We start from the raw sequence: 21119 nt of genomic DNA, 5'->3' as shown, positions 1-21119 counted from the left end.
TGGTTGACGGTCCCCGGCAGGTCCGGTACCTGGTGGTGGTCCCGGAGCGGAGGGGGATGTTCCTCCACCATTGTGCCGCGAATCACTCTGCGCAACCAACGGAGTGCTGTCTCGTTGGTCTCACTACCCCCGTTGCTGTGCCTTACCCCACTCTGGCGGGGGTGGTTCGGGGCACGCCGCCCGGCTTATGGACCGCCAGGTCTTTCTACAGCGATAACTACTTGCCCGGTCTCGTCGTCCGGCGCCTGCCCAGCGTCCTGCCCAGCGTCCTGCCCGACGTCCTGCCCCGGCTCCTCCGCACCGCGTGCGGCCCGCCGCATCCGGAGTCCCCGGACGACGGCGACAAGGCACAGCGCCACGACCGTGACCGCCAACGCGACCCCGACCCAGCCGAGGGAGGCGCTGACCCGTACCCCGTTGAGGGCGACCAGCACGGCCCCGACGACGGTGCCGAGGATATCCGGCTTGACCACCGTGACGATCCACGCCGCGATCGGTGCCGCGACGAGCCCGCCGATGAGCAGTCCGAGGACCGGCTGCCAGGACTCGTGGACGCGTTCGAGACCGATGATGAAGCCGGCGGACGCGGCCACGGCGACGAGGAACTCGGCCGTGTTGACCGTGCCGATGATCTTGCGTGGTTCACTGCGTCCCACACTCATCAGTGTCGAGGTGGTGACCGGTCCCCATCCGCCGCCACCGGAGGCGTCCAGGAACCCGCCGCCGAGCCCGAGGGCGACGAGGCCCAGCCGGGACCTGCGTGACGACGACGCCGGGGCGTCGGTCGCCTGTTCCCGTTTCTTCCACGGCACCAGGATGCTGCGGACCAGCACATAGGCTCCGAGCATCAGCAGCAGGGCCGAGACCACGGGTTCGGCCGACTCCGCCGACAGTCCGGCGAGGACGGTGGCGCCGAAGAAGGCGCCGACCGCCCCGGGGATCCCGAGGAAGACCACGGTGGGCCAGTGGACGTTGTTGAGACGCCAGTGGGCGACCCCGGAGAACAGGGTCGTGCCGACCTCGGCGAAGTGCACCGCGGCGCTGGCCTGGGCCGGGGCGGTGCCGGACAGGATCAGCATCGTCGTCGCGGTCACCCCGAAGGCCATGCCGAGGGCTCCGTCGACGAGCTGCGCCATCAGGCCGGCGAGGGCGAACAACAGCAGCTTCATCAGGTGGTTCCTCCGTCCTGTTCCGGGACACGGGTGGTCAGGCGTGCGGCGATCAGTGGGGCGACGGCGGTCCCGAGCGGGTGGCCGGTGGTCACGGCGTCGGCGACCGACGGGCCGTCCCCGCCCGGGGTGGCCCGGACAGCCTGGACGGCCCGGACTGCGCTGTCCCAGAGGGTTCCGGGACAGATGAACAGCGGTTCCACGGCCACCCGCCGGGCGCCCTTGCGGACGGCGTCCTCCACGTGGGCCACCAGGGCGTCCGGCCCGGTTCCGGGACCGCCGGTGGCGACGATGGAGCGGGCGGGGACGCCGAGCCGGCGCCCCACCGCGTCCGCCAGTCCGGCGACGCGCGCGTTGGCGCCGGGGACGCTGGAGCCGACCGAGTAGAGGACGAGATGGTCGGCGTCGGCGGCGACCCGGGAGGCCAGGACCTCGGCGAGGTCGTCACCGCTGCCGATGCCGTCGGTCTGGTGGAGTGTCAGACCGGTCTCCGCGGTGGCCGCCGCCAGTGCCTCGGGCACGTCGGTGGTCATGTGGAAGGCCGTGGTGAACAGCAGCGGCACGACGGCCGCCCCGCTGTGGCCCTCCGCGGCGAGCAGGCGCGCCACGGTGGTGGGGGTCAGCGGTGAGAAGTCGAGGTAGGCGGCCCTCGTGTCGCGTCCGGTCAGTGCGGCCACGGCACGGGCGATGTCCGCCACCGTCGCGTCCGCCTCCGGGTGCCGGGACCCGTGGGCGAGGCAGACGACGGGCGGCGCGGCGGACGGGTGCATCAGCGTCCGACGAGGCTCTCGGGGTCCTCGGTGACCAGACCTGCGGTGAGGGTGTCACCGGTGGATGGGTTGACCAGCAGGAAGGACCCGACCCGGCCGCCACGGCGGTAGGCCTCGAACGGCAGTGGCTCGGCGACGGTCACCCGCACCTCGGCGATGTCGTTGAGCGCCAGTTCGCTGCCCAGGTCGCCGTCGGCGGCGGTCTCGTCCTCGTCGAGGATGTGGACCCGGCTGACGATCTCGTCGACACGTGCCCGCACCGTGGCCGAGCCGTAGCGCAGCAGCACGTTGCCCCGCAGCTTCACCGGGGTCTCGGCGAGCTGGAAGACCAGTGCGGTGACCTGGTTCGACGGGGTGGGCAGTGCGTCGCCCTCGACCTCGGTGGCGATGAGGTCACCGCGGGAGATGTCGATGTCGTCGGCGAGGCGCAGGGTGACCGACTCCCCGCGGACGGCCCGGTCCTGCCCGCCGGCGGGACCGTCGATGCCGACGACCGTGGTCGTCCGTCCGCCATCGCCGCCGACGGTGACCTGCTCACCGACGCTGACCGACCCGGAGGTCAGCCGTCCGGCGTAGCCGCGGTAGTCGGTGGCGTGGTCACGGATGACGACCTGCACCGGGAACCGCAGACCGCGGGTCTTGCCGGCGTTCACGCGGGCCGGGCGGGCGGTCTCCAGGATGTCCAGGACGGTCGGCCCACTGTACCAGGGAGTGTTCTCCGACGGGGAGACGACGTTGTCGCCGAGCAGCGCCGAGGTCGGCACGACGTCGATCTTGGGGAGTCCGAGCTGCTCGGCGAGTTCGCGTACCTCGGCGGTGATCGAACGGAACACGCCCTCGTCGAAGTCGACGGCGTCGATCTTGTTCACGGCGACGACGACGTGGGAGGTCTTCATCATCGCGGCGACGGTGAGGTGACGGCGGGTCTGCTCGATCACGCCGTTACGCGCGTCGATGAGCACGATGACCAGGTCGGACGTCGACAGTCCGGTGACGGTGTTGCGGGTGTACTGCACATGCCCCGGGCAGTCGGCGAGGATGAAGGAGCGCTTGTCGGTGGCGAAGTAGCGGTAGGCCACGTCGATGGTGATGCCCTGCTCGCGCTCCGCGCGCAGTCCGTCGACCAGCAGGGAGAGGTCGGGGTTCTCCAGTCCCTTGGCGGCGGACACCCGTTCCACCGCCTCGTACTGGTCGGCGAGGATGGACTTGGTGTCGTGCAGCAGGCGTCCGACGAAGGTGGACTTGCCGTCGTCGACGGAGCCGGCGGTGCACAGGCGCAGGGTGGGCAGGGTTGTCGGGGTCGTCGAGGTCGCAGCGTCGCCGCTGGCCCCGGTGGCTCCGGCGGACTCGATGGTGGCGGCGGTCATCAGAAGTAGCCTTCCTTCTTGCGGTCCTCCATGGAGGACTCGGAGAGTTTGTCGTCGGCACGGGTGGCGCCACGTTCGGTGGTGGTGGACAGGCGGATCTCGTCGATGACGTCGTCGATGGTGGCCGCGTCCGACAGCACGGCGCCGGTGCAGGACATGTCGCCGACGGTGCGGTAGCGCACGGTCCGGGTCTCCACGACCTCGTCGTCGGACGGTCCGCCCCAGTCGCCGGCGGTCAGCCACATGCCACCGCGGTCGAAGACCTCGCGCTCGTGGGCGTAGTAGATCCCGGGGATCTCCACGTCGCGGGCGCGCAGGTAGTCCCAGATGTCGGCCTCGGTCCAGTTGGAGATCGGGAAGACACGGATGTTCTCGCCCGCCTGGTGGCGGCCGTTGTACAGGCCCCACAGCTCCGGACGCTGCCGGCGCGGGTTCCAGCCGCCGAAGGAGTCGCGCACCGAGAAGACGCGCTCCTTGGCGCGGGCCTTCTCCTCGTCGCGGCGGGCGCCGCCGAGCACGGCGTCGTATCCGCGCTGCTGGATCGTCTCGACCAGCGGCACGGTCTGCAGCGGGTTGCGGGTGCCGTCGGGACGTTCCTGGACGGCACCGGAGTCGATCCAGTCCTGCACATGTGCCACGTGCAGGGTGATGCGCGGGTCCTCGGCGACGCGGTCGCGGAACTCGATGACCTCGGGGAAGTTGTGTCCGGTGTCGACGTGCACCAGCTCGAACGGCACGGCGGCAGGGGCGAAGGCCCGCTTGGCCAGTTCCAGGACGACGACCGAGTCCTTCCCGCCGGAGAACAGCAGGGCCGGGCGTTCGAACTGGCCGGCGACCTCCCGGAGGATCTCGATGGCCTCCGCCTCGAGGCTGGCCAGGTGGGGGCTGAGCGTGGGGAGTTCTGTCGTGGTAGTCACAGGTGGAGTCCGCATTCTGTCTTGGAGGAGTTGGCCCAGCGGCCGGAACGGGGGTCGTCGCCGGGAGCCACCGGCAGGGTGCAGGTCGCGCACCCGATGGACGGGTAGCCCTGCCTGGTCAGCGGGTGGACGATCAGGTCGTGGGACTCGATGTAGGCCTCGACGTCCTCGTCCGTCCACGCGGCGAGGGGGTTGATCTTCAGCCGGCCGGTGCGGTCGACGTCCAGGATCGGGGTGTCCTTGCGCAGTTCGCTGTCGACCCGCTTCACGCCCGAGATCCACGCCTCGTAGGGGTCGAGCATCCTGGCGAGGGGCTCGACCTTGCGCATCCGGCAGCAGGCGGTGGGGTTGCGCTTGTACAGGTCACGGCCGTAGGTCTCGTCCTGCCCGGCCACGGAGTAGGCCGGTTCGACGGTGCGCAGCGGGAGGCTGTAGCGCGCGTCGACCTCACGGGCCACGTCCAGGGTCTCGTCGAAGTGGTAGCCGGTGTCGAGGAAGACCATCTCGGCGTCGTGGACGCGTCCCTCGGTCAGTTCCGCCAGGACGGTGTCCTGCATCGACATCGTCACCGCGACGGTGCCGGAGACGTGCTCGTTGACCCAGTCGAGGATCTCCTCGGCGGTGGCCCCTTCCAACCTGTCGTTCCACTGGTCGACCAGTGCACGGTGTGCCGCGGTCTGCTCCTCGTCGAGTGGTGTCGTGGTGGTGGGGACACCAGGGGGGCTGACCTCGGGGTCGGTGAGGTCCCGGGCGTCGTCCGCTCCCGGGACGCCGTCCACCCCGGACGCACCGATCAGGCCGGTGAACGCCGTGAAGCCGACGTCTGGTCCTGTGTTCGTCATTGCTGCTCTTCTTCAGTCGGGGGTTGTCAGTCGGGGATTGAGGTGTCAGGCTGTCGTCTCGTCATTGTCCGACGCAGTCCGAACGGCGCCCAACAGACCGGTCGGTCTGCGTTATGAGTCACCAGACTAGAGCAGAGTGCGCAGCTGAGCAACCAGAATCCCAGGTAAGGGCACAAACGATATTTGTCATTGCAGGTAGAAAGTTGAAAATCCCCTAGACCGAGAGGTCTGCAAAAGCCACCTTAATCCCCGGGTCGCCGCGTCGACAGGGTTCCGATCACCCTGAAACCCCCGCCAAGAACCCCGCCCCGGCCCCACGAACCCCCGTCAGCGCCTGCCGACCCCTGACCGCCCCCGGCCGCCCCGGCCCCCGTCACCGGCCGCGCGACCAGACCTCCCACAGCCTCGCGTACCTGCCGCCCGACGCGACGAGGTCGTCGTGGGTCCCCTGCTCCACGACCCGGCCGTCCTCCATCACCAGCACCTCGTCCGCCAGTCTCGCCTGGTCCAGGCGGTGCGCGACGGTCAACGCCGTCCTGCCCTCGGTGAGCCGGCGCGCCGCGGCCTCCAACGCCTGCGCCCCGGCGGACCCCGCCTCCGCCGTCGCCTCGTCGAGCACGACCACGCGCGGGTCACGCAACAGCACCCGGGCCAACGCGATCTGCTGCGCCACCACCGGGTCCGGCACCAGGCCGCGGGCACCGACGACGGTGTCCAGCCCGTCCGGCAGACCCCGGAACCAGTCCAGCGCGCCCACGGCCGCCAACGCCGCGACGAGCTCGTCGTCGGTGACGCCAGAGGTCGTGTCAGAGGCGTCCCCACCGACCGCCAGGCCCAGGTCGTCGCGCAGCGTCCCGGAGAAGGTGTGCACCTCCTGCGAGACCAGGGCCAGACGGGCGGCGCGTTCGTCGTCGGACAGGGCGGTCACCGGCACCCCGTCCACCGTCACCCGCCCGCCGGTGGGTTCCCGCAGCCCTGCCAGCAACGTGGCGACGGTGGTCTTGCCCGCCCCGGACGCACCGACCAGGGCGACGGTCCGGCCCGGCGCGATGGTGAAGGACACGTCCTGCACCGCCCACGCGTCGTCGCCGTAGCGGAAGTCGACACCCTCCAGCCTCACCTCGCCGCGCGGCGCCGGCGCCCCGGAGTCCGGCACCGGACGGGGCGGGTCCACGGTGACCCCGACGACGCGGGCCAGCGAGGCGTACCCGGACTGTGCCACGTCCAGCACCCGCATGATCTGCAGCAACGGGCCCCGCACGCGGATGAGCATCAGCGTCGCCGCCGTCACCGCCCCGACCCCGAGCACGCCGTGGTCGACGAGCACGAAGCCCAGGACGATGGCTGTCCCCAGCATCACCAGTTCGGCGACGAGCATCTTGTTCATCAGCACGACCATCACCCGGTTCGCGTTGACCGCGTTGGTCATGACCTGGCGGGAGGAGTCCGCGATCCGGTCGTGCATCTCGGACTCCATGCGGAACGCGCGGACCGTGGCGCGGCCGTGGATCGCCTCGAGGACACGTCGGGCACGCAGCCCCATCGACGCCCGTTCCGCGGCGTACAGGGCGGGCGCACGTCGCAGGTAGCTGCGGGCCGCCAGCCAGTAGACCGGTGACACCGCCAGGATGATCAGCAGGAACCGCCAGTCGACCGTCAGCAGGCTGACCGCGGTGGCGCCGATGAGGAACACCGCCCCCGACAGGATCGGCAGCGCCTCCATGATCGCCGCGGAGACCTGGGCGACGTCGTCGGTCGACCGGCTGACCACGTCGCCGGTGCCGGACTCCTCGACGGTGTGCATGGGCAGCCCCAGCGCGGTGCCGACCATCTCCTCGCGCAGGTTCGCGATGAGCCGCTCGGACAACCGGGCGAGGATGAAGTACCCGGCACCGTTGAACACCCCGGCACCGACCGCGATGGCCACCATCAGCCCCGCGGTCCGCCACAGGTCGGTCTCCGCCTGCGCCGCCTGGCCTGTGGCGGTGGACACGATGTCCACGATGCGGCCCAGCAGGCGCGGGATCGTGACCGTGCACGTCGACCCGACCGCCAGCAGCAGGACGGCGGCGAGCGCCTGACGACGGGCCCGCGGCACCTTCCGAGCCTGGGCGGCCACCTCCCGGCGTGCCTGGGCCCAGGTGGCCAGCGGGAAGGTCCGGACGGGACCGTCGGGGGACGCGGTGGTCACCGCGGTCAGGGACGACGCCCTCATCGCCGCACCTCCCCGGTGGCCGACGCGACGTCGCCGGAGGTGACGATACCGGCGAGGTCGGCGCGGGTGAGTTCATGCCCGGCGGCGACGTGCCACGCCGGCGCGTCGCTGACGACCAGGGCCCTGTGACCGGGCCGGCCGTCCCCGGCGTAGAGGGCGGCGACCCGGTCGGCGATGTGCTGTTCGGTGACCGAGTCCACCGCGGTGGTGGGGTCACTGAGCACGAGCAGTTCGGGGTCCGCCGCGATCGCGCGCGCCAGGGCGACACGCTGGCGCTGGCCACCGGAGAGGCGTCGGCCGCCCTCCCCCACCGGACGGTCCGGGCCGCCGGGGATGTCGGAGCAGTCGGCGGCCTCCAGGGCACGGGCGGCCACCGCCGGGTCCGGGTGGACGTTGTCCTGCAGGGAGCCGTCGAAGAGGTCCGCACCGTGCGGCGCGACGATGACGCGGTGACGTGGGAGGTGCTGCAGTCGCTGCAGTGTCCGGGTCACCGTGGACCAGTCGCCACTGCCATCACCACCGCTGTCGTCACCACCGCCGCCGCGCACGACGGTGAGCCCCGGCGGCAGTGCCGCGAGCAGTGCGTCGGTCGTGGCGTCCGACGCCTCGTCCGGCGTGGCGTAGGGGGCGGTGAGGACCTCGCGCACGCGACGTCCCGACGCCGCCGAGATCGCCACCCGGGTGGCGAAGTTGCGGCCCAGCATCGTCATCGGCTGGACCACGTACTGCGACAGGCCCACCACGGTGATCAGCTGGCCCACGGTGAGGCCGTCGTGCAGGGCGATCCAGCCGGCCGTGACGCCGATGGCGACGACGTAGATCGCCCCGACGGACTCGGTGACCATCGTCAACCGTGCCTCGGCGGCGTTCGCCCGCACCGTGGCGTCCAACGCCCGGGCGGAGTACCCCTGGTAGCGGCGCCGCATCGTACGCACCACGCCCAGTCCCTTGACGATCCGCAGGCCCTGCACCGCGTCCGCGGCCACCGCCGCCGCCTGCGCCAGGGCGTGCTGGCGGGCCTGCGCCCGGCCACGCAGCGGGCGGGCGGCACGCACCGACAGTGCCACGACCAGTGGTGCGCCGAGCAGCACCGCCAGGCCCAGCTGCCAGTGGATCGACAGCACCACCACGGCGACGTAGAGGATCGAGCCGAGCTCGGCGATGGGGAACACCGTCATCACCACGATCTCGGCGGCCTTGTTCGCGTCCGTGCTCGCGATCGACAGCAGGCCGCCGGCGGTGCGCTCCCGGCCGCCGGCGTCGCTGATGCCGCGGGGGTCCTGGATCCGGTCGGTGACCGTGGTGCGCAGGTCATGGCTGAGCTGCTGGAGCGTGATCTCGGTGTACCGGCGCGCCAGCCAGAACGCCGCCGCGTTGACCAGGAACAGGGCCACCAGGACGGCGACCCACAGCAGCAGCCGGTCCCACCGGCCGGTGGCGACGGCGTCGTCGATGGCGCGTCCCACGACGATGGAGGTCGTGGCGTTGCAGAGGAACCCGACCAGCATCCCCGCCGAGGCGATGAACTGGATGGGCCGCTGGGCGACGGCGAGTTTCAGCAGCCACCGGCGGTCGGCGGCGTCGGGGAGTTTCGAGGGGACGCCGCGGAGGCGACCGGACCTGATCGTGTCGTTCCCGGTACCGTCTGCCGCCGCGTCTCCTGCCATGGTGGTCGAGCCTACAGCACAGGAAAGGGTGCCCTTCACTGTGCAGGTCGGAGTCACTCAGGGCGGCTCAGGCCGGTGCAGGCCGGCTCAGGCCGACTCAGACACCGCGTTCGATGTGTCCGTGCAGCTTCACCGAGAACACGCGGCAGCAGTCACGGCACTGCCAGGCGTTGTCGGTCTCGGAGTCGGGGAACAGGTTCTCGGACGTGCAGTAGGGGCAGTTCATGACGGTGGCCCTCCTGGGGTTGGGGTGTGCGCTTCTCCCGGGGATCCGGGCGTTGGTGTCGTCCATGGCAGGCCGTGGGTCCTACTGCAGGACGGCCTCGTCGGCACGCAGCACCCAGTCGCGGAACTGCTCACCGTCGTGGCGCTGTTCCTTGTAGTTCTCCACGACACGCACGACGTAGTCGTCCAGCCCGGCGGAGGTGACCTTGTGGCCGCGCAGCTTCTTACCGAAGTCCGGGTGCATACCGACGGCGCCGCCGAGGTGGACCTGGAAGCCCTCCACGCGGTTGCCGTCGTCGTCGGTGACGATCTGCCCCTTCAGGCCGATGTCCGCGACCTGTGTGCGGGCACAGGCGTTGGGGCAGCCGTTGAGGCTGATCTTCAGGGGCACGTCCAGGTCACCGAGGCGCTCCTCCAGCTGGTCGGCTAGGGTGATCGCCCGCTGTTTGGTGGTCACCAGGGCCAGCTTGCAGAACTCCAGGCCGGTGCAGGAGATGATGTCACGACGGAAGGACGACGGGCGGGCGGACAGCCCCTCCTCCTCGAGGGCGGCGAGGAGACCGTCGACGACGTCCGCCTCCACGTTGAGGAAGATCAGTTCCTTGTCCGGGGTGGTGCGCAGGTCGGTGACGCCGTGGGCCTCGGCCAGGTCGGCGAGACGCTGCAGTTGATCACCCTCGGTGTGCCCGACGGTCGGCTTCACCCCGACGTAGAACCGGCCGTCCTTCTGCTCGTGGACGCCGACATGGTCGCGGTAGCCGGGGTAGACCTCCGGCTCCGGGCCGTCGGTGAGCCTGTACCCGAGGTAGTCGTCCTCCAGGATGCGGCGGAACTTCTCGATGCCCCAGTCGGCGACGAGGAACTTCAACCGGGCACGGTTGCGCAGCTTGCGGTAGCCGTAGTCGCGGAAGATGCGGACGACACCGGCCCAGACCTCGGGCACCTCGTCGATCGACACCCAGGTCCCCAGACGCTGGGCCAGCATCGGGTTGGTCGACAGGCCGCCACCGACCCAGACGTCGAAGCCCGGGCCCTTCTCCGGGTGCTCCGAGCCGATGAAGGACACGTCCTGGATCTCGTGGGTGATGTCCTGGCGGACCGACCCCGAGATCCCCGACTTGAACTTGCGCGGCAGGTTGGAGAACTCCGCGCGGGTGAGCCAGTTGTCCTTGATCTCGCGGATGGCCGGGGTGGCGTCGATGATCTCGTCCTTGGCGATCCCGGCGACCGGCGAGCCGAGGATGACACGCGGCACGTCACCGCAGCCGAAGAAGGTGTCCAGGTTGACCGCGGCCAGCCGGTCCCAGATCTCCGGGACGTCCTCGATACGGATCCAGTGCAGCTGGATGTTCTGCCGGTCGGTGAAGTCAGCGGTACCGCGGGCGAAGTCGGAGGAGATGCCGCCGATCACGCGCATCTGCTCGCTGCTCATCAGACCGCCGTCCAGCCGGATGCGCATCATGAAGTAACGGTCCTGCAGCTCGGCGTTGGACAGGACACCGGTCTGCTCCCCGTCCATGTCCTGACGACGCTGGGTGTACATGCCGATCCACTTGAAACGCGGGGCGAGGTCCTCGGCGGGGATCGAGTCGAAGCCCTGCTTGGAGTAGATCTCCCGGACCCGGTCCGCGACGGCGAGGCCGGCGTCCTCCTGCTTGATGCGCTCGTCGTCGTTGAGGGGCTTCCTGCCGTCGACGAGCCACTGGCCCTGGGGTTTCGGGGCCGCACGGTCGGCCTTCTCCTCGTCGGTGAGCTCACGCGGGGGCGGCGGGGCGGCGGCCACGGCCTCCTCGAGGGCCGCGGTGGCCTTCTGGACGGCCTTGCCGGCCTTGAGCTCGGCCCAGCGGGCCTTCCGGGCCGCGGAGAACAGGTCGCGGTCGTCCGGGTTCGCCTCGGCGGCGGCCTCCGCCCCCTTGGTGACCGCGGCGAGGTCGGCGTGCTCCGCCTCCACGCGGGCCAGCTCCTCACGCGCGGCGGTGACCGCGGGGTCCTCGGGCGCGGACGGGGCCTGCGGGGAGGGTTCACTGTCCGTGCCGGCCGTGCTGCCTGCACTGTCCGCGCTGCCTGCACTGTCCGCGCTGCCGCTGGGGGCGATGTCGAGGACGGCCTCGACGGTGCGTACCGCCTGCACGGCCTGCTGCTCGGCCGAGCGGGTGTCCCGTGCGGCGTCGGCGAGACCGGTGTTGTCGGGTGCGGCCGCTGCCGCGCCTTCCGCCGTGCCCGCGGCGACCGCCAGGACCGACGCCCCGGCACGGATCAACGACAGGGCGTCCTGCAGGGACGACGGTGCCACGACGGTGGCGGGGCCGGCGGCGGACGAGTCGGCCGCACCGTCTGACGTCCCGACGGCCGTCCCGTCGCCTGCGTCGGTGGCCTCGGTGAACTCCCCTGCGTCAGTAGCCTCGGCGGCCTCGGCAGCCTCCGTGGCCTTCTTCAGCGCCCGGGCGGCCTTCTTCTGCGCCGCGCGCGCACGTCGGGCCACGGCGGCGAGCTTGTTGTCGTCCGGGGCAGCGTCCGCGGCGGTCTCCGCGGCCTCGGTTGCCGCGGTGGCCGAGTCCAGCCGGGCCTGGGCCTCCGCCACCGGGTCGGCGGTGCTGGTCGGTTCGTCGGTCGCCGTCGTCATAACTTCCTCTTCTCCTGATCTTCCGGGTCATCAACTGGCCCCACGCCCGCATCCGCGGGACCGAGGAACGCTCGGGCCGGTCAGGAGACCGGCCGCACAGACCGCTTGGTCTGGTATCACGATGTCGCCCCAGACTAGACCGGTCTGTCCGCAGACACAACGTAGGAGATACTCACCCGCTCCGACGTGGCCCCGACATGACCCGGAGTCAACGACCCTTGCAGAATACAGACCGAGTGGTCTATAGTTTGGGCCTGACCTCCGGTCCCACGTGTACGTGACCATCCTCACCTGCGCCGTCCTGACACTTTCAGTTCGCCTCAGGGCGGACTAACGTACATGTACAGACCACTCCTGCCCGGCCCCGAGCTGCCGCACGAACCCGCCAACCACGGATTGGACCAACGCATTCATGTCTGACAACCGCCCGCTGCGCGTCGCCGTCATCGGATCCGGCCCGGCCGGTATCTACGCCTCCGACGCCCTGATGAAGTCCGGCAAGGACGTCTCCATCGACCTCTACGAGAAGATGGCCGCCCCGTTCGGTCTCATCCGCTACGGCGTCGCCCCGGACCACCCGCGCATCAAGGGCATCATCAAGGCTCTCCACAAGGTCATGGACAAGCCCCAGATCCGCCTGCTCGGCAACGTCAACGTCGGCGAGGACATCACCCTCGAGGACCTGAAGAAGCACTACGACGCCGTCATCTACGCGACCGGCGCCACCGACGACCGGGACCTGAACATCCCCGGCGGCGAGCACACCCTCGGCGCCGGCAAGTTCGTGGGCTTCTACGACGCCAACCCGCACTTCGACGACTCCTGGGACGTCGACGCCGAGTCCCTCGCCGTCATCGGTGTCGGCAACGTCGGGCTCGACATCGCCCGCGTACTCGCCAAGACCGGCGACGAGCTCCTCGTCACCGAGATCCCGGACAACGTCTACGAGTCCCTGCGCAACAACAAGGCCAAGGAAGTGCACGTCTTCGGCCGCCGCGGGCCCGCGCAGGCGAAGTTCACCCCGCTGGAGCTCAAGGAGCTCAACCACTCCGACACCATCGAGGTCGTCGTCAACCCCGAGGACATCGACTACGACGAGGCCTCGGAGAACGCCCGGCACAACTCCAAGATCACCGACCAGGTGTGCACCATCCTGGAGAACTACGCCGTCGCCGAGCCCAAGGGTGCCCCCCACAAGCTCTACCTGCACTTCTTCGAGTCCCCCGTCGAGGTCCGCACCGACGACAACGGCAAGGTCACCGCGCTGGTCACCGAGCGCACCGAACTCGACGGCAACGGCGGTGTCCGCACCACCGGCAAACTGACCGAGTGGAACGTCGGCCAGGTCTACCGCGCGGTCGGCTACAAGTCCGACCGCCAGAAGGACCTCCCCTGGGACGGCCGGGAGAACGTGCTGCCCAACGTCGGCGGCCGCGTCCTGACCGAGGGCCCCACCGCCGACGGCATCGCCGGAGTCCCGGGCTCCGCCGACCCGGAGGCCGAGCTCCGTGAGACCCTGCCCGGCGTCTACGCCACCGGCTGGGTCCGCCGCGGCCCCGTCGGACTGATCGGTAACACCAAGGGCGACGCCAACGAGGCCGTCGCGAACCTCCTGTCGGACTACGACTCGGGCATCGGCTTCCAGCCGGAGGCCCCGTCCGAGGACGACGTCATCGAACTGCTCCACTCGCGCGGGGTCGACTACACCACCTGGGAAGGCTGGTACAACCTCGACGCCCACGAGCGTGCCCTGGGCGAGGCCGAGGGCCGGGAGCGCAAGAAGGTCCGCGCCCACGAGGAGATGGTCCACTACTCCTCCGGTGAAGCCCGCGTGAAAGCGTAGTGACCACTCCACGAAAAACGCCGTAATTCACCGGCTGAAATTATAATGCCGGGGATACATTCCCCGGAAAGCTCGGGAAACCCCTGGAACCCTGCGGCGAAAGCCGCAGGTCTCCAGGGCTTTTTCGCGTCAGGCACGAGAATTGCGCGTTTTCCCGCCTTTTGATGATTCATTGCGCTCATACCGTTATCCTTAAACTCATGAGCGACACCACCAACACCGCAGGCAGCAATCCGGCGACCGAGGCCCCGGAGATCCACGTCACGGGCAAACAGGTGCTGGGTATGCAGCCGCAGCAGGTCCACGCCCTCTACAAGCTGCGGGTGGACGTCTTCGTCAACGAGCAGCGCTCCAGCTTCCCCGAGATCGACGACACCGACATCGACCCGGGCACCCACCACCTCCTGGCGTACGTCCACCCCGGGTCCGGCCCCGACTACCCGTGGGGGCTCCCCGACCCCGGCTCGCCCCTGCGGCTGGTCGGCACCCTCCGCGTCTTCGGACCGCCCGAGGAGCAGCACATCGGACGTCTCTGCGTGCACCCCGACTTCCGCGGCTTCGGCATCGCGTCCACGCTGGTGGACGACGCACTCGGCGTGATCCGTGGCCGCGCCGCCGCCCTGGACCCCAACGTCCAGAAGACCGTGGTGAAGATCGAGGCACAGACCTACCTGATGCCCTTCTACAAGTCCTACGGCTTCGAGGCCACCGACGAGCCGTTCATGGCCGAAGGTATCGAGCACCAGGAGATGCACCTCACGCTCGACTAGGACCGTCCCCCACCTCCAGCCCCACCTTCCGCCCCCACCGGCGGGGGACGGAGGGGTGCCGGGCGCGGCGCACCCGATAGAGTGACTGAGGTGGGAACCAAGAGCACCAGAGGCACGAACTCCGAGACGCGCATCCTCCTCTACTACCGCTTCACGCCGGTCGCCGACCCGACCGCGGTGATGCTGTGGCAGCGCACCCTGTGCGAGTCGCTCGGCCTGCGCGGCCGGATCATCATCAGCCACCATGGGATCAACGGCACCGTCGGCGGCTCCCTCACCGCGGTGAAGCAGTACATCCGCCGGACCCGCGAGTACCCCGGGTTCCACGACATGGAGTTCAAGTGGTCCGCCGGATCCGCCGAGGACTTCCCGAAGCTGTCGGTGAAGGTCCGTGACGAGATCGTCAGCTTCGGCGCCGCCGATGAACTCCGGGTCGACGAGAACGGTGTCGTCGGCGGTGGCACCCACCTCTCCCCGGCGGAGGTCGACGAACTCGTCGAAAAGAAGCGCGCCGCCGGTGACGACGTGGTCTTCTTCGACGGCCGCAACGCCATGGAGGCGCAGATCGGACGGTTCAGGGGCGCCGTGGTCCCCGACGTGGAGACCACCCACGACTTCCTGCGGGAACTGGAGTCCGGCAAGTACGACGACCTCAAGGACCGTCCCGTGGTGACCTACTGCACCGGCGGCATCCGCTGCGAGGTGCTGAGCGCGCTGATGCGCAACCGCGGCTTCAACGAGGTGTACCAGATCGACGGCGGCATCGTCCGCTACGGCGAGCAGTTCGGCGACTCCGGGCTCTGGGAGGGCTCGCTCTACGTCTTCGACAAGCGGATGCACATGGAGTTCAGCGAGGACGCGGTCTCCCTGGGCACGTGCATGCACTGCGGCACCGCCACGAACACCTACCACAACTGCGCCAACGGCGACTGCCGCGCGATGGTCCTGCTGTGTGAGTCCTGCGCCGGCAGTCCCGCGACCGCCCACTGCGGCAGGGACGGATGCGCCGCCCTCGTGTCCTGACCGACCGCGACCACCCTGCGCCCGTCCCCCGCGACGGGACCGTAGAGTCGGTGCGAGAATACCTGTGCGCGACTTTTCTTGACCTTCCCCAGGAGCTTTCCCATGACCCGCTTCTCCGCCGTCACCCGTGGCGTACTGGCCCTCGGTACCGGCACCACACTCCTGTTCGGCGCAGCCGCCTGCTCCTTCGAGACGGTGTTCACCACCACGGAGGAGGACGGGACGGCCGACCGCGCCCTGGCGCTGTCGGCACCGGGCGACGCGAACCTGTGGCGCACGTCCGGGACCGGCCCGGACGCCCTCAACGACGAGGCGGAGCCCGGCACCCCGATGGAGTTCGTCGACCCCGCCCTCCTCGAGGACGGGGAACTGCCCCGCCGGATGACGGTCACCGAGGCCCAGTCACTCCAGGTCCTCCAGAAGATCGCGGACATGCTGGAGGACAAGGGACGGCGCATCGCCGAAGTCGCGACGCTGCGGGTCTACCTGGCACCGGACACCAGCGACCCCGAGAGCACCGTCGACTTCGCCGGCTGGGACCGTGCCTACCGGACGTTCTTCGCCAACCTCGACCCGGTCACCGGGGACTCCCTGCTGACGGGAACCTCGGCGGTCACACTCACCGCCCAGACCAGCACGTCGTCAGCGACGTCGGCGACATCGGAACCGTCCGACGGCGACGACACCGACAACGGGGAGGACGGGGCCACCCGTGGTTCGGCGGCCCCCACCACCGAACCGACCGACACCACCGGTGACGAAGACGACAGGCCGTACTCCGGCGGCATCAACCCCACCAAACCCACGGTGGTCACCGTCGGCGTCGCCGAGCAGCCGGTCGACGGATGGCTGGTGCAGGTCGAGGCCGAGGTCATCTACGAGAGCGAGTGACGCTCAGCGGCATCAGCGGCCCCAGCTGCCGCCGTCCCGGACGGTCGACGCGGCGGGCTCGACCTCGTCGGTACCGACGGTCACCGCGGTGGCGGCCTCGGTGGCCCGCTGCCGGGCGACGTCCACGGTCTCGGCGGTGGAGAAAGCCACGCCCATCCGACGGCGCTCATGGCTGACCGGCTTACCGAAGATCCGGACCTCGGTCTCCGGCACGGTCAACGCCTCCGCCAGGCCCGCGTAGTTTGGTGCCGACGCCGTCCCGTCGGTCTCCACACCGCCGTAGATCACCGCGGACGCACCCGGGGAGATCAGCGTGGTGTCGATCGGCAGGCCGAGGATCGCCCGGGCGTGCAGGTCGAACTCACTGAACCGCTGGGAGCCCATCGTCACCATCCCGGTGTCGTGCGGCCGCGGGCTGACCTCGGAGAAGTAGACGTCGTCGCCCTTGACGAACAGCTCCACCCCGAACACGCCCCGTCCTCCCAGCGCCCCGGTGATCCGCGCGGCGACCGAGCGTGCGGACTCCAGCGCCGCCGTGGTCATCTGTGCCGGCTGCCACGACTCCACGTAGTCGCCGCGGTCCTGACGGTGACCGATCGGCTCACAGAACCACGTGGCGCCCTCCCCCGACGCCGGGTCCACCGAACGCACCGTGAGCAGCGTGATCTCGTAGTCGAACGGCACGAACTGCTCGATGATCACCCGGCCCGACGACACCCGCGCCCCGCTCATCGCGTAGTCCCAAGAGCTCCGCACGTCGTCTTCGGAGCGGACGTAGGACTGCCCCTTCCCTGACGAGCTCATCACCGGCTTGACCACACACGGCATGCCGATCCTGCGGATGCCCTCGAGGAACTCGTCGTAGGTGGAGGCGAAGACATGGCGAGAGTTCGGCAACCCCAGTTCCCGGTCGGCCAGCGTCCGGATGCCCTCCCGGTTCATCGTCAGACGGGTGGCCCGCGCGGTCGGGATCACGGTCGCCGTGCCGGCGTCCTCGACATGCTGCAGGGCATCCGTGGCCAGGGCCTCGATCTCCGGGACGACGAAATGCGGGCGGACCTCGTCGACGAGCGCCCGCACGGCGTCCGGGTCGGTCATGTCGATGACGTGGCGGACGTCCGCGACGTGGTGCGCCGGTGCACCGTCGTAACGGTCCGCGGCGTGCACCTCCACCCCGTAACGCTGCAGGGCGATGGTCACCTCCCTGCCGAGCTCCCCGGACCCCAGCAACAGGACCTTCGTGGCGTTGGGGGCGAGCGGTGTACCGATGGTTTCAGGCGTGTACATGTGTCATGACGCTACCAGCCACCGCACGGTAAACAGACAGCGAAGGCAGGCACCGCCGGGCGGTCACCACTGCGGATTCTCCACGTCCACCCCCTGGGCGGTGGCATTCGCCCGGATCAGCTCCACGAGGTAGTCCGTGTGGTCCACCCCGTCCACCGTCCAGTTCGTGCGGAAACGGTCGTCGCCGACGTACATCGACGACAGGATGACCTGCCGGCCGTGGGGGCAGTCGTACCACTGCGAGACCGACCGGCGTTGCCGTTCCGCCAGCGCATTGCCCTCGGCCGAACCCGGCGCGACGCCCCGGTCGTGGGCCTCGGCGAGGGCGCGGGCGAAGGCGTCGCCCTCGTCGCGGACCGCCTTCCAGTCGTCCTCACCCATCTGCGACATGACCTGCTGTGCGTCGCGCCATTCGTCGGTGTCGCCCCAGCGCTCCTCGGCCTCCCGCTGGTAGTCGGGGTCCCAGTCCGGGCCGAGGATCTCGCGTACGCGGTCCGGTGGCACCGGGCCGGTGTACACCCCGGAGTTCACCTCGGCGATCAGGTCCTCCACGGCGGTGAGCATCCGCTCCACCCCGTCGCGGCGCTCCAGTAGCAGCTCCCGCTGCCGCAGCAGGTGGGCGCGCTCGTCCTGGCCGGTGGCCTCCAGCAGTTCGGCGATCTCCCCGAGGGGCACGCCGGACTCACGGTAGACGAGGATGCGCTGGCCACGGGCCAGGTCGTCGGAGGTGTAGATGCGGTAGTCGGACCAGGTGCGTACCTGCGGGACCAGGAGTCCCTTGGAGTCCCAGTGGTGCAGGGTGCGCACGGTGACGCCGAGGTAGTCGGCGGCCTGGCTGACGGTGAGTTCTATGTTGTCTGTCATGCCAGTGATCATGGTCCCTGACGCAGGGTGAGGGTCAAGCCCCCCTGGCAGAGACACGTGCAGAATGTCAGGGGTACCGGTCGCTTATCACCCGGAAAATGACCGGTGGCTCTGCCGGTGGACCGGGAACTCTGCCACCACCGTCACGGCCACCCGAGGGGGGTCACGGCATCGCCAGGAACCGGTCGCTGACCGCCTCCGCGAAGGCCGCGTTATGGCAGGACCACAACACCGCGGGTTCGCCACCGGACCACACCGGCTGCACTCCTGCCGCGGTGAGTTCCGCGTGGTACCCGCCGGCGGCGTACCCCCGCATCACCCGGGTCAACCAGGCGTAGCCCTCGGCGTCGAGCCCCACGGTCGGTTCATCGAGGATCAGCAGGCCGGGGCCCCGCACCAGTGCGGCGGCGACGGCGAGCATGCGCCGCGGGGAGCTCGGGACGTCCAACGGGTGGGTGTCCCGCCACCGCTCCAGGCCGACCCACCGCAGCGCCACCTCGGCGTGGGCGGCGTCGGTCCCCACGGCGAGTTCCGCCAGGGCGGTCCGGCGTGAGAAGGCCGCGTCCATGCCGGTGGGTGCCCATCCGGCGACCGGGGCCACGAGTGTGCCCTCGTGCGGCAGCAGCCCGAGGACAGCGAGCATCAGGGTGGTCTTCCCCGACCCGTTCGGTCCGGCGAGGTGGGTGACCTGGCCGCCGTCGGCACGCAGGTCGACCGGGCCGAGGGTGAAGCTGCCCCGCCGTACGACGGCGCCCTCGGCGAGCAGTACCGGCTCACCCGGCTCGCTCGGCTCATCCGGTACGGCTGCCGGTGCGACGACCGGTGCAGGGTCGGGGACGGGGTCCGGCGCGGGGCCCTCCGCACCGTCGAGGTGCAGCTCCTGTGCCGCGTCGTCGGCGAGGACCGTGCGTACGCGGTCGTAGACGGTGACCTGCCCGTCGAAGTCGGCGAGGGCACCGCGGAGGGTCTCCACCGCCGCGGTGTCCAGCCCGTCCGCCGGGCAGTCGAGCACCAGGGCGCCAGGGTCGCGGAGCAGGGCGGCGGCGATGGCGAGACGTCGGGTCTGGCCGGTCGACAGCTGCGACGGCTCGCGGTCGGCGATGTGCCGCAACCCCCAGGTGTCCAGGGCGGCGTCGATGGCGGCGGACATGACCCCGGCGGCGACGCCCTGCTGCTCCATGCCGAAGGCGAGCTCTTCACGCACCGTGGAACGCAGCAGCGACACGTGGGCCGCGGCGTCGTTGCCGACCCAGGCGGCTCCGGTGGCCTCGGCGTCGGCCCAGGCACGTTCGGACAGGCCGGCGCCGGACGCGGCCCAGATGAAACGGTCGATCATGAGGTGACCGTACCAGTGCGCGGGGGACAGCCCCGTGTCACCGGACCCGCTGGAGCCACCGCTGGAACCACCCCTAGACACACGCGACGAGCGCCCGGGCGACCAGCTGGTTGTGTGCCGCCGCGCGGGCCCCGTCGACGGAGGTCTCACCGGTGTCCGCGGCACGGACCACCGGCGGGACGGCACCGTCGTCCAGCGAGCGGTGGAGTTCCTCGGTCAGCCATTCCACGACAGGGTCCTCGGTGAGGGGACCTGAGACGACCACGCGGTCCGGGTCCAGCAGCATGACGGTGACCCCGACGGTCTCCGCGAGGATCCGGACCAGTCGTTCCGCCCGTGGCGACGACCTCCCCTCCGCCACCAGGGCCAGGCAGGCGGGGAGGGAGATGGCGTATCCGCCGTCCTCGAGGACGCCGAGTTCGCCGAGCCGGTCGGTGACGGTCCGCCCGTCGGCACGGATCCGACCGAGCTCCCCGAACGCCCCGCGACGTCCGCGGACGACCTGCCCGTCCACGGTGAGCGCCGCACCCAGCCCGGTGCCCAGGTGCAGGTGGAGCACCGTCTCCCGGGCCAGTTCCGGCCGTCGTGCGCAGGCTGCGAGTGCCGCCCAGTTCACGTCGTTGTCGACGAGGACCGGCCCGTCGACCAGGGGTTCCAGCAGTGTGAGGACGTCGGCGTCGGCGGCGGGGAACGGTGCCTCCCCCAGGCGGACGACCCGGCCGGTGGCGGGGTCGACGGGCGCGGCCAGGGACACCGCCGCCGCCCGACAGGGCGCGCCTGCGCCGGAGAGCTCGTGCCGCACGTGGCCGACCAGCTCCACGGCGAAGCTCTCCGCCGAGATCCACGGGTCCAGGGGGAGGCGCCGCTGTCTCAGCAGGGCGCCGTCCATCCCGACCACCCCGATGTCCAGGCTCCTGGTCTGCGCCGCCACGGCCAGCCCCACGCCGAAGGCCGGGTCGACCTCGTAGAGGAGCGGGGACCGCCCACGGCGACCGTGGTCCGCCCCGCTCTCCCTGAGCACCTGTGCCGCCACCAGGCGTTCGGCCGCCTCGGAGGCGGTGGGCTTGGACATGCCTGTGGTGCCGGCGACCTCGGCCCGGGAGGCGCTCCCCCGTTCCAGGACGGCATTCAGGAAGGCCCGGTCACTGTCACGCACTCCACCACCCACCGACGTCACCCTCCTGCGACAACCTCCGCTGCTCTCATTAGTAAGCCTACTTGACCTCACGCACACGACCACATACCGTGTGATCCACATCATTAGTCAGTACGCCTTACTTTAAGGTGAGCTGGATCCCTGAAGGAGGGAA

The 21119-nt window shown here is 70.3% G+C and carries 17 protein-coding genes; 4 read left to right on the top strand and 13 right to left on the bottom strand.

The genetic code is table 11. From position 1 onward, the window contains the following. Positions 1-185: 185 nt before the first annotated feature. The 9 genes from MUN33_RS09830 to MUN33_RS09785 all read right to left on the bottom strand — a co-directional run bounded on the left by MUN33_RS09830 (position 186) and on the right by MUN33_RS09785 (position 10955). Positions 186-1169, bottom strand: a complete 984-nt coding sequence (locus MUN33_RS09830) for a sulfite exporter TauE/SafE family protein (protein WP_244804738.1) — start codon at positions 1167-1169, stop codon at positions 186-188. Next, complete coding sequence (locus MUN33_RS09825; protein ID WP_244804737.1) at positions 1169-1939, bottom strand: sirohydrochlorin chelatase; 771 nt, start codon at positions 1937-1939, stop codon at positions 1169-1171. The genes MUN33_RS09830 and MUN33_RS09825 overlap by 1 nt, the downstream gene beginning before the upstream one ends. After that, the gene (locus MUN33_RS09820) at positions 1939-3306 is read right to left on the bottom strand and encodes a sulfate adenylyltransferase subunit 1 (protein WP_244804736.1); all 1368 of its coding nucleotides are present in this window, start codon (positions 3304-3306) and stop codon (positions 1939-1941) included. The genes MUN33_RS09825 and MUN33_RS09820 overlap by 1 nt, the downstream gene beginning before the upstream one ends. Next, complete coding sequence (gene cysD / locus MUN33_RS09815; protein ID WP_439647851.1) at positions 3306-4238, bottom strand: sulfate adenylyltransferase subunit CysD; 933 nt, start codon at positions 4236-4238, stop codon at positions 3306-3308. Before cysD ends, MUN33_RS09820 begins: the two co-directional genes overlap by 1 nt. Continuing rightward, positions 4220-5065: a phosphoadenylyl-sulfate reductase gene (locus MUN33_RS09810; RefSeq protein WP_244804734.1), complete on the bottom strand. Its 846-nt coding sequence runs from the start codon at positions 5063-5065 to the stop codon at positions 4220-4222. Before MUN33_RS09810 ends, cysD begins: the two co-directional genes overlap by 19 nt. A gap of 373 nt (positions 5066-5438) precedes the next feature. Then, the gene (locus MUN33_RS09805; protein WP_244804733.1) at positions 5439-7280 is read right to left on the bottom strand and encodes an ABC transporter ATP-binding protein; all 1842 of its coding nucleotides are present in this window, start codon (positions 7278-7280) and stop codon (positions 5439-5441) included. Then, positions 7277-8947 carry an ABC transporter transmembrane domain-containing protein gene (locus MUN33_RS14175; RefSeq protein ID WP_305037386.1) on the bottom strand — a complete coding sequence of 557 codons (1671 nt, stop codon included), beginning with the start codon at positions 8945-8947 and terminating at the stop codon, positions 7277-7279. Before MUN33_RS14175 ends, MUN33_RS09805 begins: the two co-directional genes overlap by 4 nt. Before the next feature lie 97 nt (positions 8948-9044). Next, the gene (locus MUN33_RS09790) at positions 9045-9239 is read right to left on the bottom strand and encodes a hypothetical protein (protein WP_244804732.1); all 195 of its coding nucleotides are present in this window, start codon (positions 9237-9239) and stop codon (positions 9045-9047) included. 15 nt (positions 9240-9254) lie between these two features. Beyond that, positions 9255-10955 carry a nitrite/sulfite reductase gene (locus MUN33_RS09785; RefSeq protein ID WP_244804886.1) on the bottom strand — a complete coding sequence of 567 codons (1701 nt, stop codon included), beginning with the start codon at positions 10953-10955 and terminating at the stop codon, positions 9255-9257. A 1252-nt stretch (positions 10956-12207) separates the two neighbouring features. Between MUN33_RS09785 and MUN33_RS09780 the strand changes: the two genes are divergently transcribed. The 4 genes from MUN33_RS09780 to MUN33_RS09765 all read left to right on the top strand — a co-directional run bounded on the left by MUN33_RS09780 (position 12208) and on the right by MUN33_RS09765 (position 16322). Next, positions 12208-13638: an FAD-dependent oxidoreductase gene (locus MUN33_RS09780; protein ID WP_244804731.1), complete on the top strand. Its 1431-nt coding sequence runs from the start codon at positions 12208-12210 to the stop codon at positions 13636-13638. A gap of 200 nt (positions 13639-13838) precedes the next feature. After that, entirely contained in the window at positions 13839-14408 is a 570-nt protein-coding gene (locus MUN33_RS09775) for a GNAT family N-acetyltransferase (protein ID WP_244804730.1), read from the top strand. Positions 14409-14498: 90 nt separating this feature from the next. Beyond that, complete coding sequence (gene trhO / locus MUN33_RS09770) at positions 14499-15431, top strand: oxygen-dependent tRNA uridine(34) hydroxylase TrhO (RefSeq protein WP_244804729.1); 933 nt, start codon at positions 14499-14501, stop codon at positions 15429-15431. 102 nt (positions 15432-15533) lie between these two features. Beyond that, a complete protein-coding gene (locus tag MUN33_RS09765) occupies positions 15534-16322 on the top strand; it encodes a RidA family protein (protein WP_244804728.1) in 789 nt (262 codons plus the stop codon). Between the two features lie 12 nt (positions 16323-16334). Here the strand turns inward: MUN33_RS09765 and purT are convergent, their stop codons facing one another. The 4 genes from purT to MUN33_RS09745 all read right to left on the bottom strand — a co-directional run bounded on the left by purT (position 16335) and on the right by MUN33_RS09745 (position 20965). Beyond that, a complete protein-coding gene (purT, locus tag MUN33_RS09760) occupies positions 16335-17609 on the bottom strand; it encodes a formate-dependent phosphoribosylglycinamide formyltransferase (protein WP_244804727.1) in 1275 nt (424 codons plus the stop codon). 63 nt (positions 17610-17672) lie between these two features. Continuing rightward, a complete protein-coding gene (locus tag MUN33_RS09755; RefSeq protein WP_244804726.1) occupies positions 17673-18473 on the bottom strand; it encodes a MerR family transcriptional regulator in 801 nt (266 codons plus the stop codon). Between the two features lie 163 nt (positions 18474-18636). Continuing rightward, on the bottom strand, positions 18637-19809 hold the full coding sequence (locus MUN33_RS09750; protein WP_244804725.1) for an ATP-binding cassette domain-containing protein: 1173 nt from the start codon (positions 19807-19809) through the stop codon (positions 18637-18639). Between the two features lie 73 nt (positions 19810-19882). Then, positions 19883-20965 carry an ROK family protein gene (locus MUN33_RS09745; RefSeq protein ID WP_244804724.1) on the bottom strand — a complete coding sequence of 361 codons (1083 nt, stop codon included), beginning with the start codon at positions 20963-20965 and terminating at the stop codon, positions 19883-19885. Between the last annotated feature and the right edge of the window lie 154 nt (positions 20966-21119).

It is taken from the genome of Corynebacterium kalidii, from assembly GCF_022869005.1.
In the GTDB taxonomy this organism is placed as follows: domain Bacteria; phylum Actinomycetota; class Actinomycetes; order Mycobacteriales; family Mycobacteriaceae; genus Corynebacterium; species Corynebacterium kalidii.
Note: the sequence above shows the minus strand (reverse complement) of the source record. Positions and strands in the feature narration are given on the sequence as shown.

Bases quoted from the DNA above. Each gene is read 5' to 3' on its own strand.
- MUN33_RS09780 (WP_244804731.1), top strand. From the start codon at position 12,208: ATGTCTGACAACCGCCCGCTGCGCGTCGCCGTCATCGGATCCGGCCCG.
- purT (WP_244804727.1), bottom strand. From the start codon at position 17,609: ATGTACACGCCTGAAACCATCGGTACACCGCTCGCCCCCAACGCCACG.
- MUN33_RS09805 (WP_244804733.1), bottom strand. From the start codon at position 7,280: ATGAGGGCGTCGTCCCTGACCGCGGTGACCACCGCGTCCCCCGACGGT.
- cysD (WP_439647851.1), bottom strand. From the start codon at position 4,238: ATGCGGACTCCACCTGTGACTACCACGACAGAACTCCCCACGCTCAGC.
- MUN33_RS09830 (WP_244804738.1), bottom strand. From the start codon at position 1,169: ATGAAGCTGCTGTTGTTCGCCCTCGCCGGCCTGATGGCGCAGCTCGTC.
- MUN33_RS14175 (WP_305037386.1), bottom strand. From the start codon at position 8,947: ATGGCAGGAGACGCGGCGGCAGACGGTACCGGGAACGACACGATCAGG.
- MUN33_RS09755 (WP_244804726.1), bottom strand. From the start codon at position 18,473: ATGACAGACAACATAGAACTCACCGTCAGCCAGGCCGCCGACTACCTC.
- MUN33_RS09820 (WP_244804736.1), bottom strand. From the start codon at position 3,306: ATGACCGCCGCCACCATCGAGTCCGCCGGAGCCACCGGGGCCAGCGGC.
- MUN33_RS09765 (WP_244804728.1), top strand. From the start codon at position 15,534: ATGACCCGCTTCTCCGCCGTCACCCGTGGCGTACTGGCCCTCGGTACC.
- MUN33_RS09750 (WP_244804725.1), bottom strand. From the start codon at position 19,809: ATGATCGACCGTTTCATCTGGGCCGCGTCCGGCGCCGGCCTGTCCGAA.
- MUN33_RS09790 (WP_244804732.1), bottom strand. From the start codon at position 9,239: ATGGACGACACCAACGCCCGGATCCCCGGGAGAAGCGCACACCCCAAC.
- MUN33_RS09825 (WP_244804737.1), bottom strand. From the start codon at position 1,939: ATGCACCCGTCCGCCGCGCCGCCCGTCGTCTGCCTCGCCCACGGGTCC.
- MUN33_RS09775 (WP_244804730.1), top strand. From the start codon at position 13,839: ATGAGCGACACCACCAACACCGCAGGCAGCAATCCGGCGACCGAGGCC.
- MUN33_RS09810 (WP_244804734.1), bottom strand. From the start codon at position 5,065: ATGACGAACACAGGACCAGACGTCGGCTTCACGGCGTTCACCGGCCTG.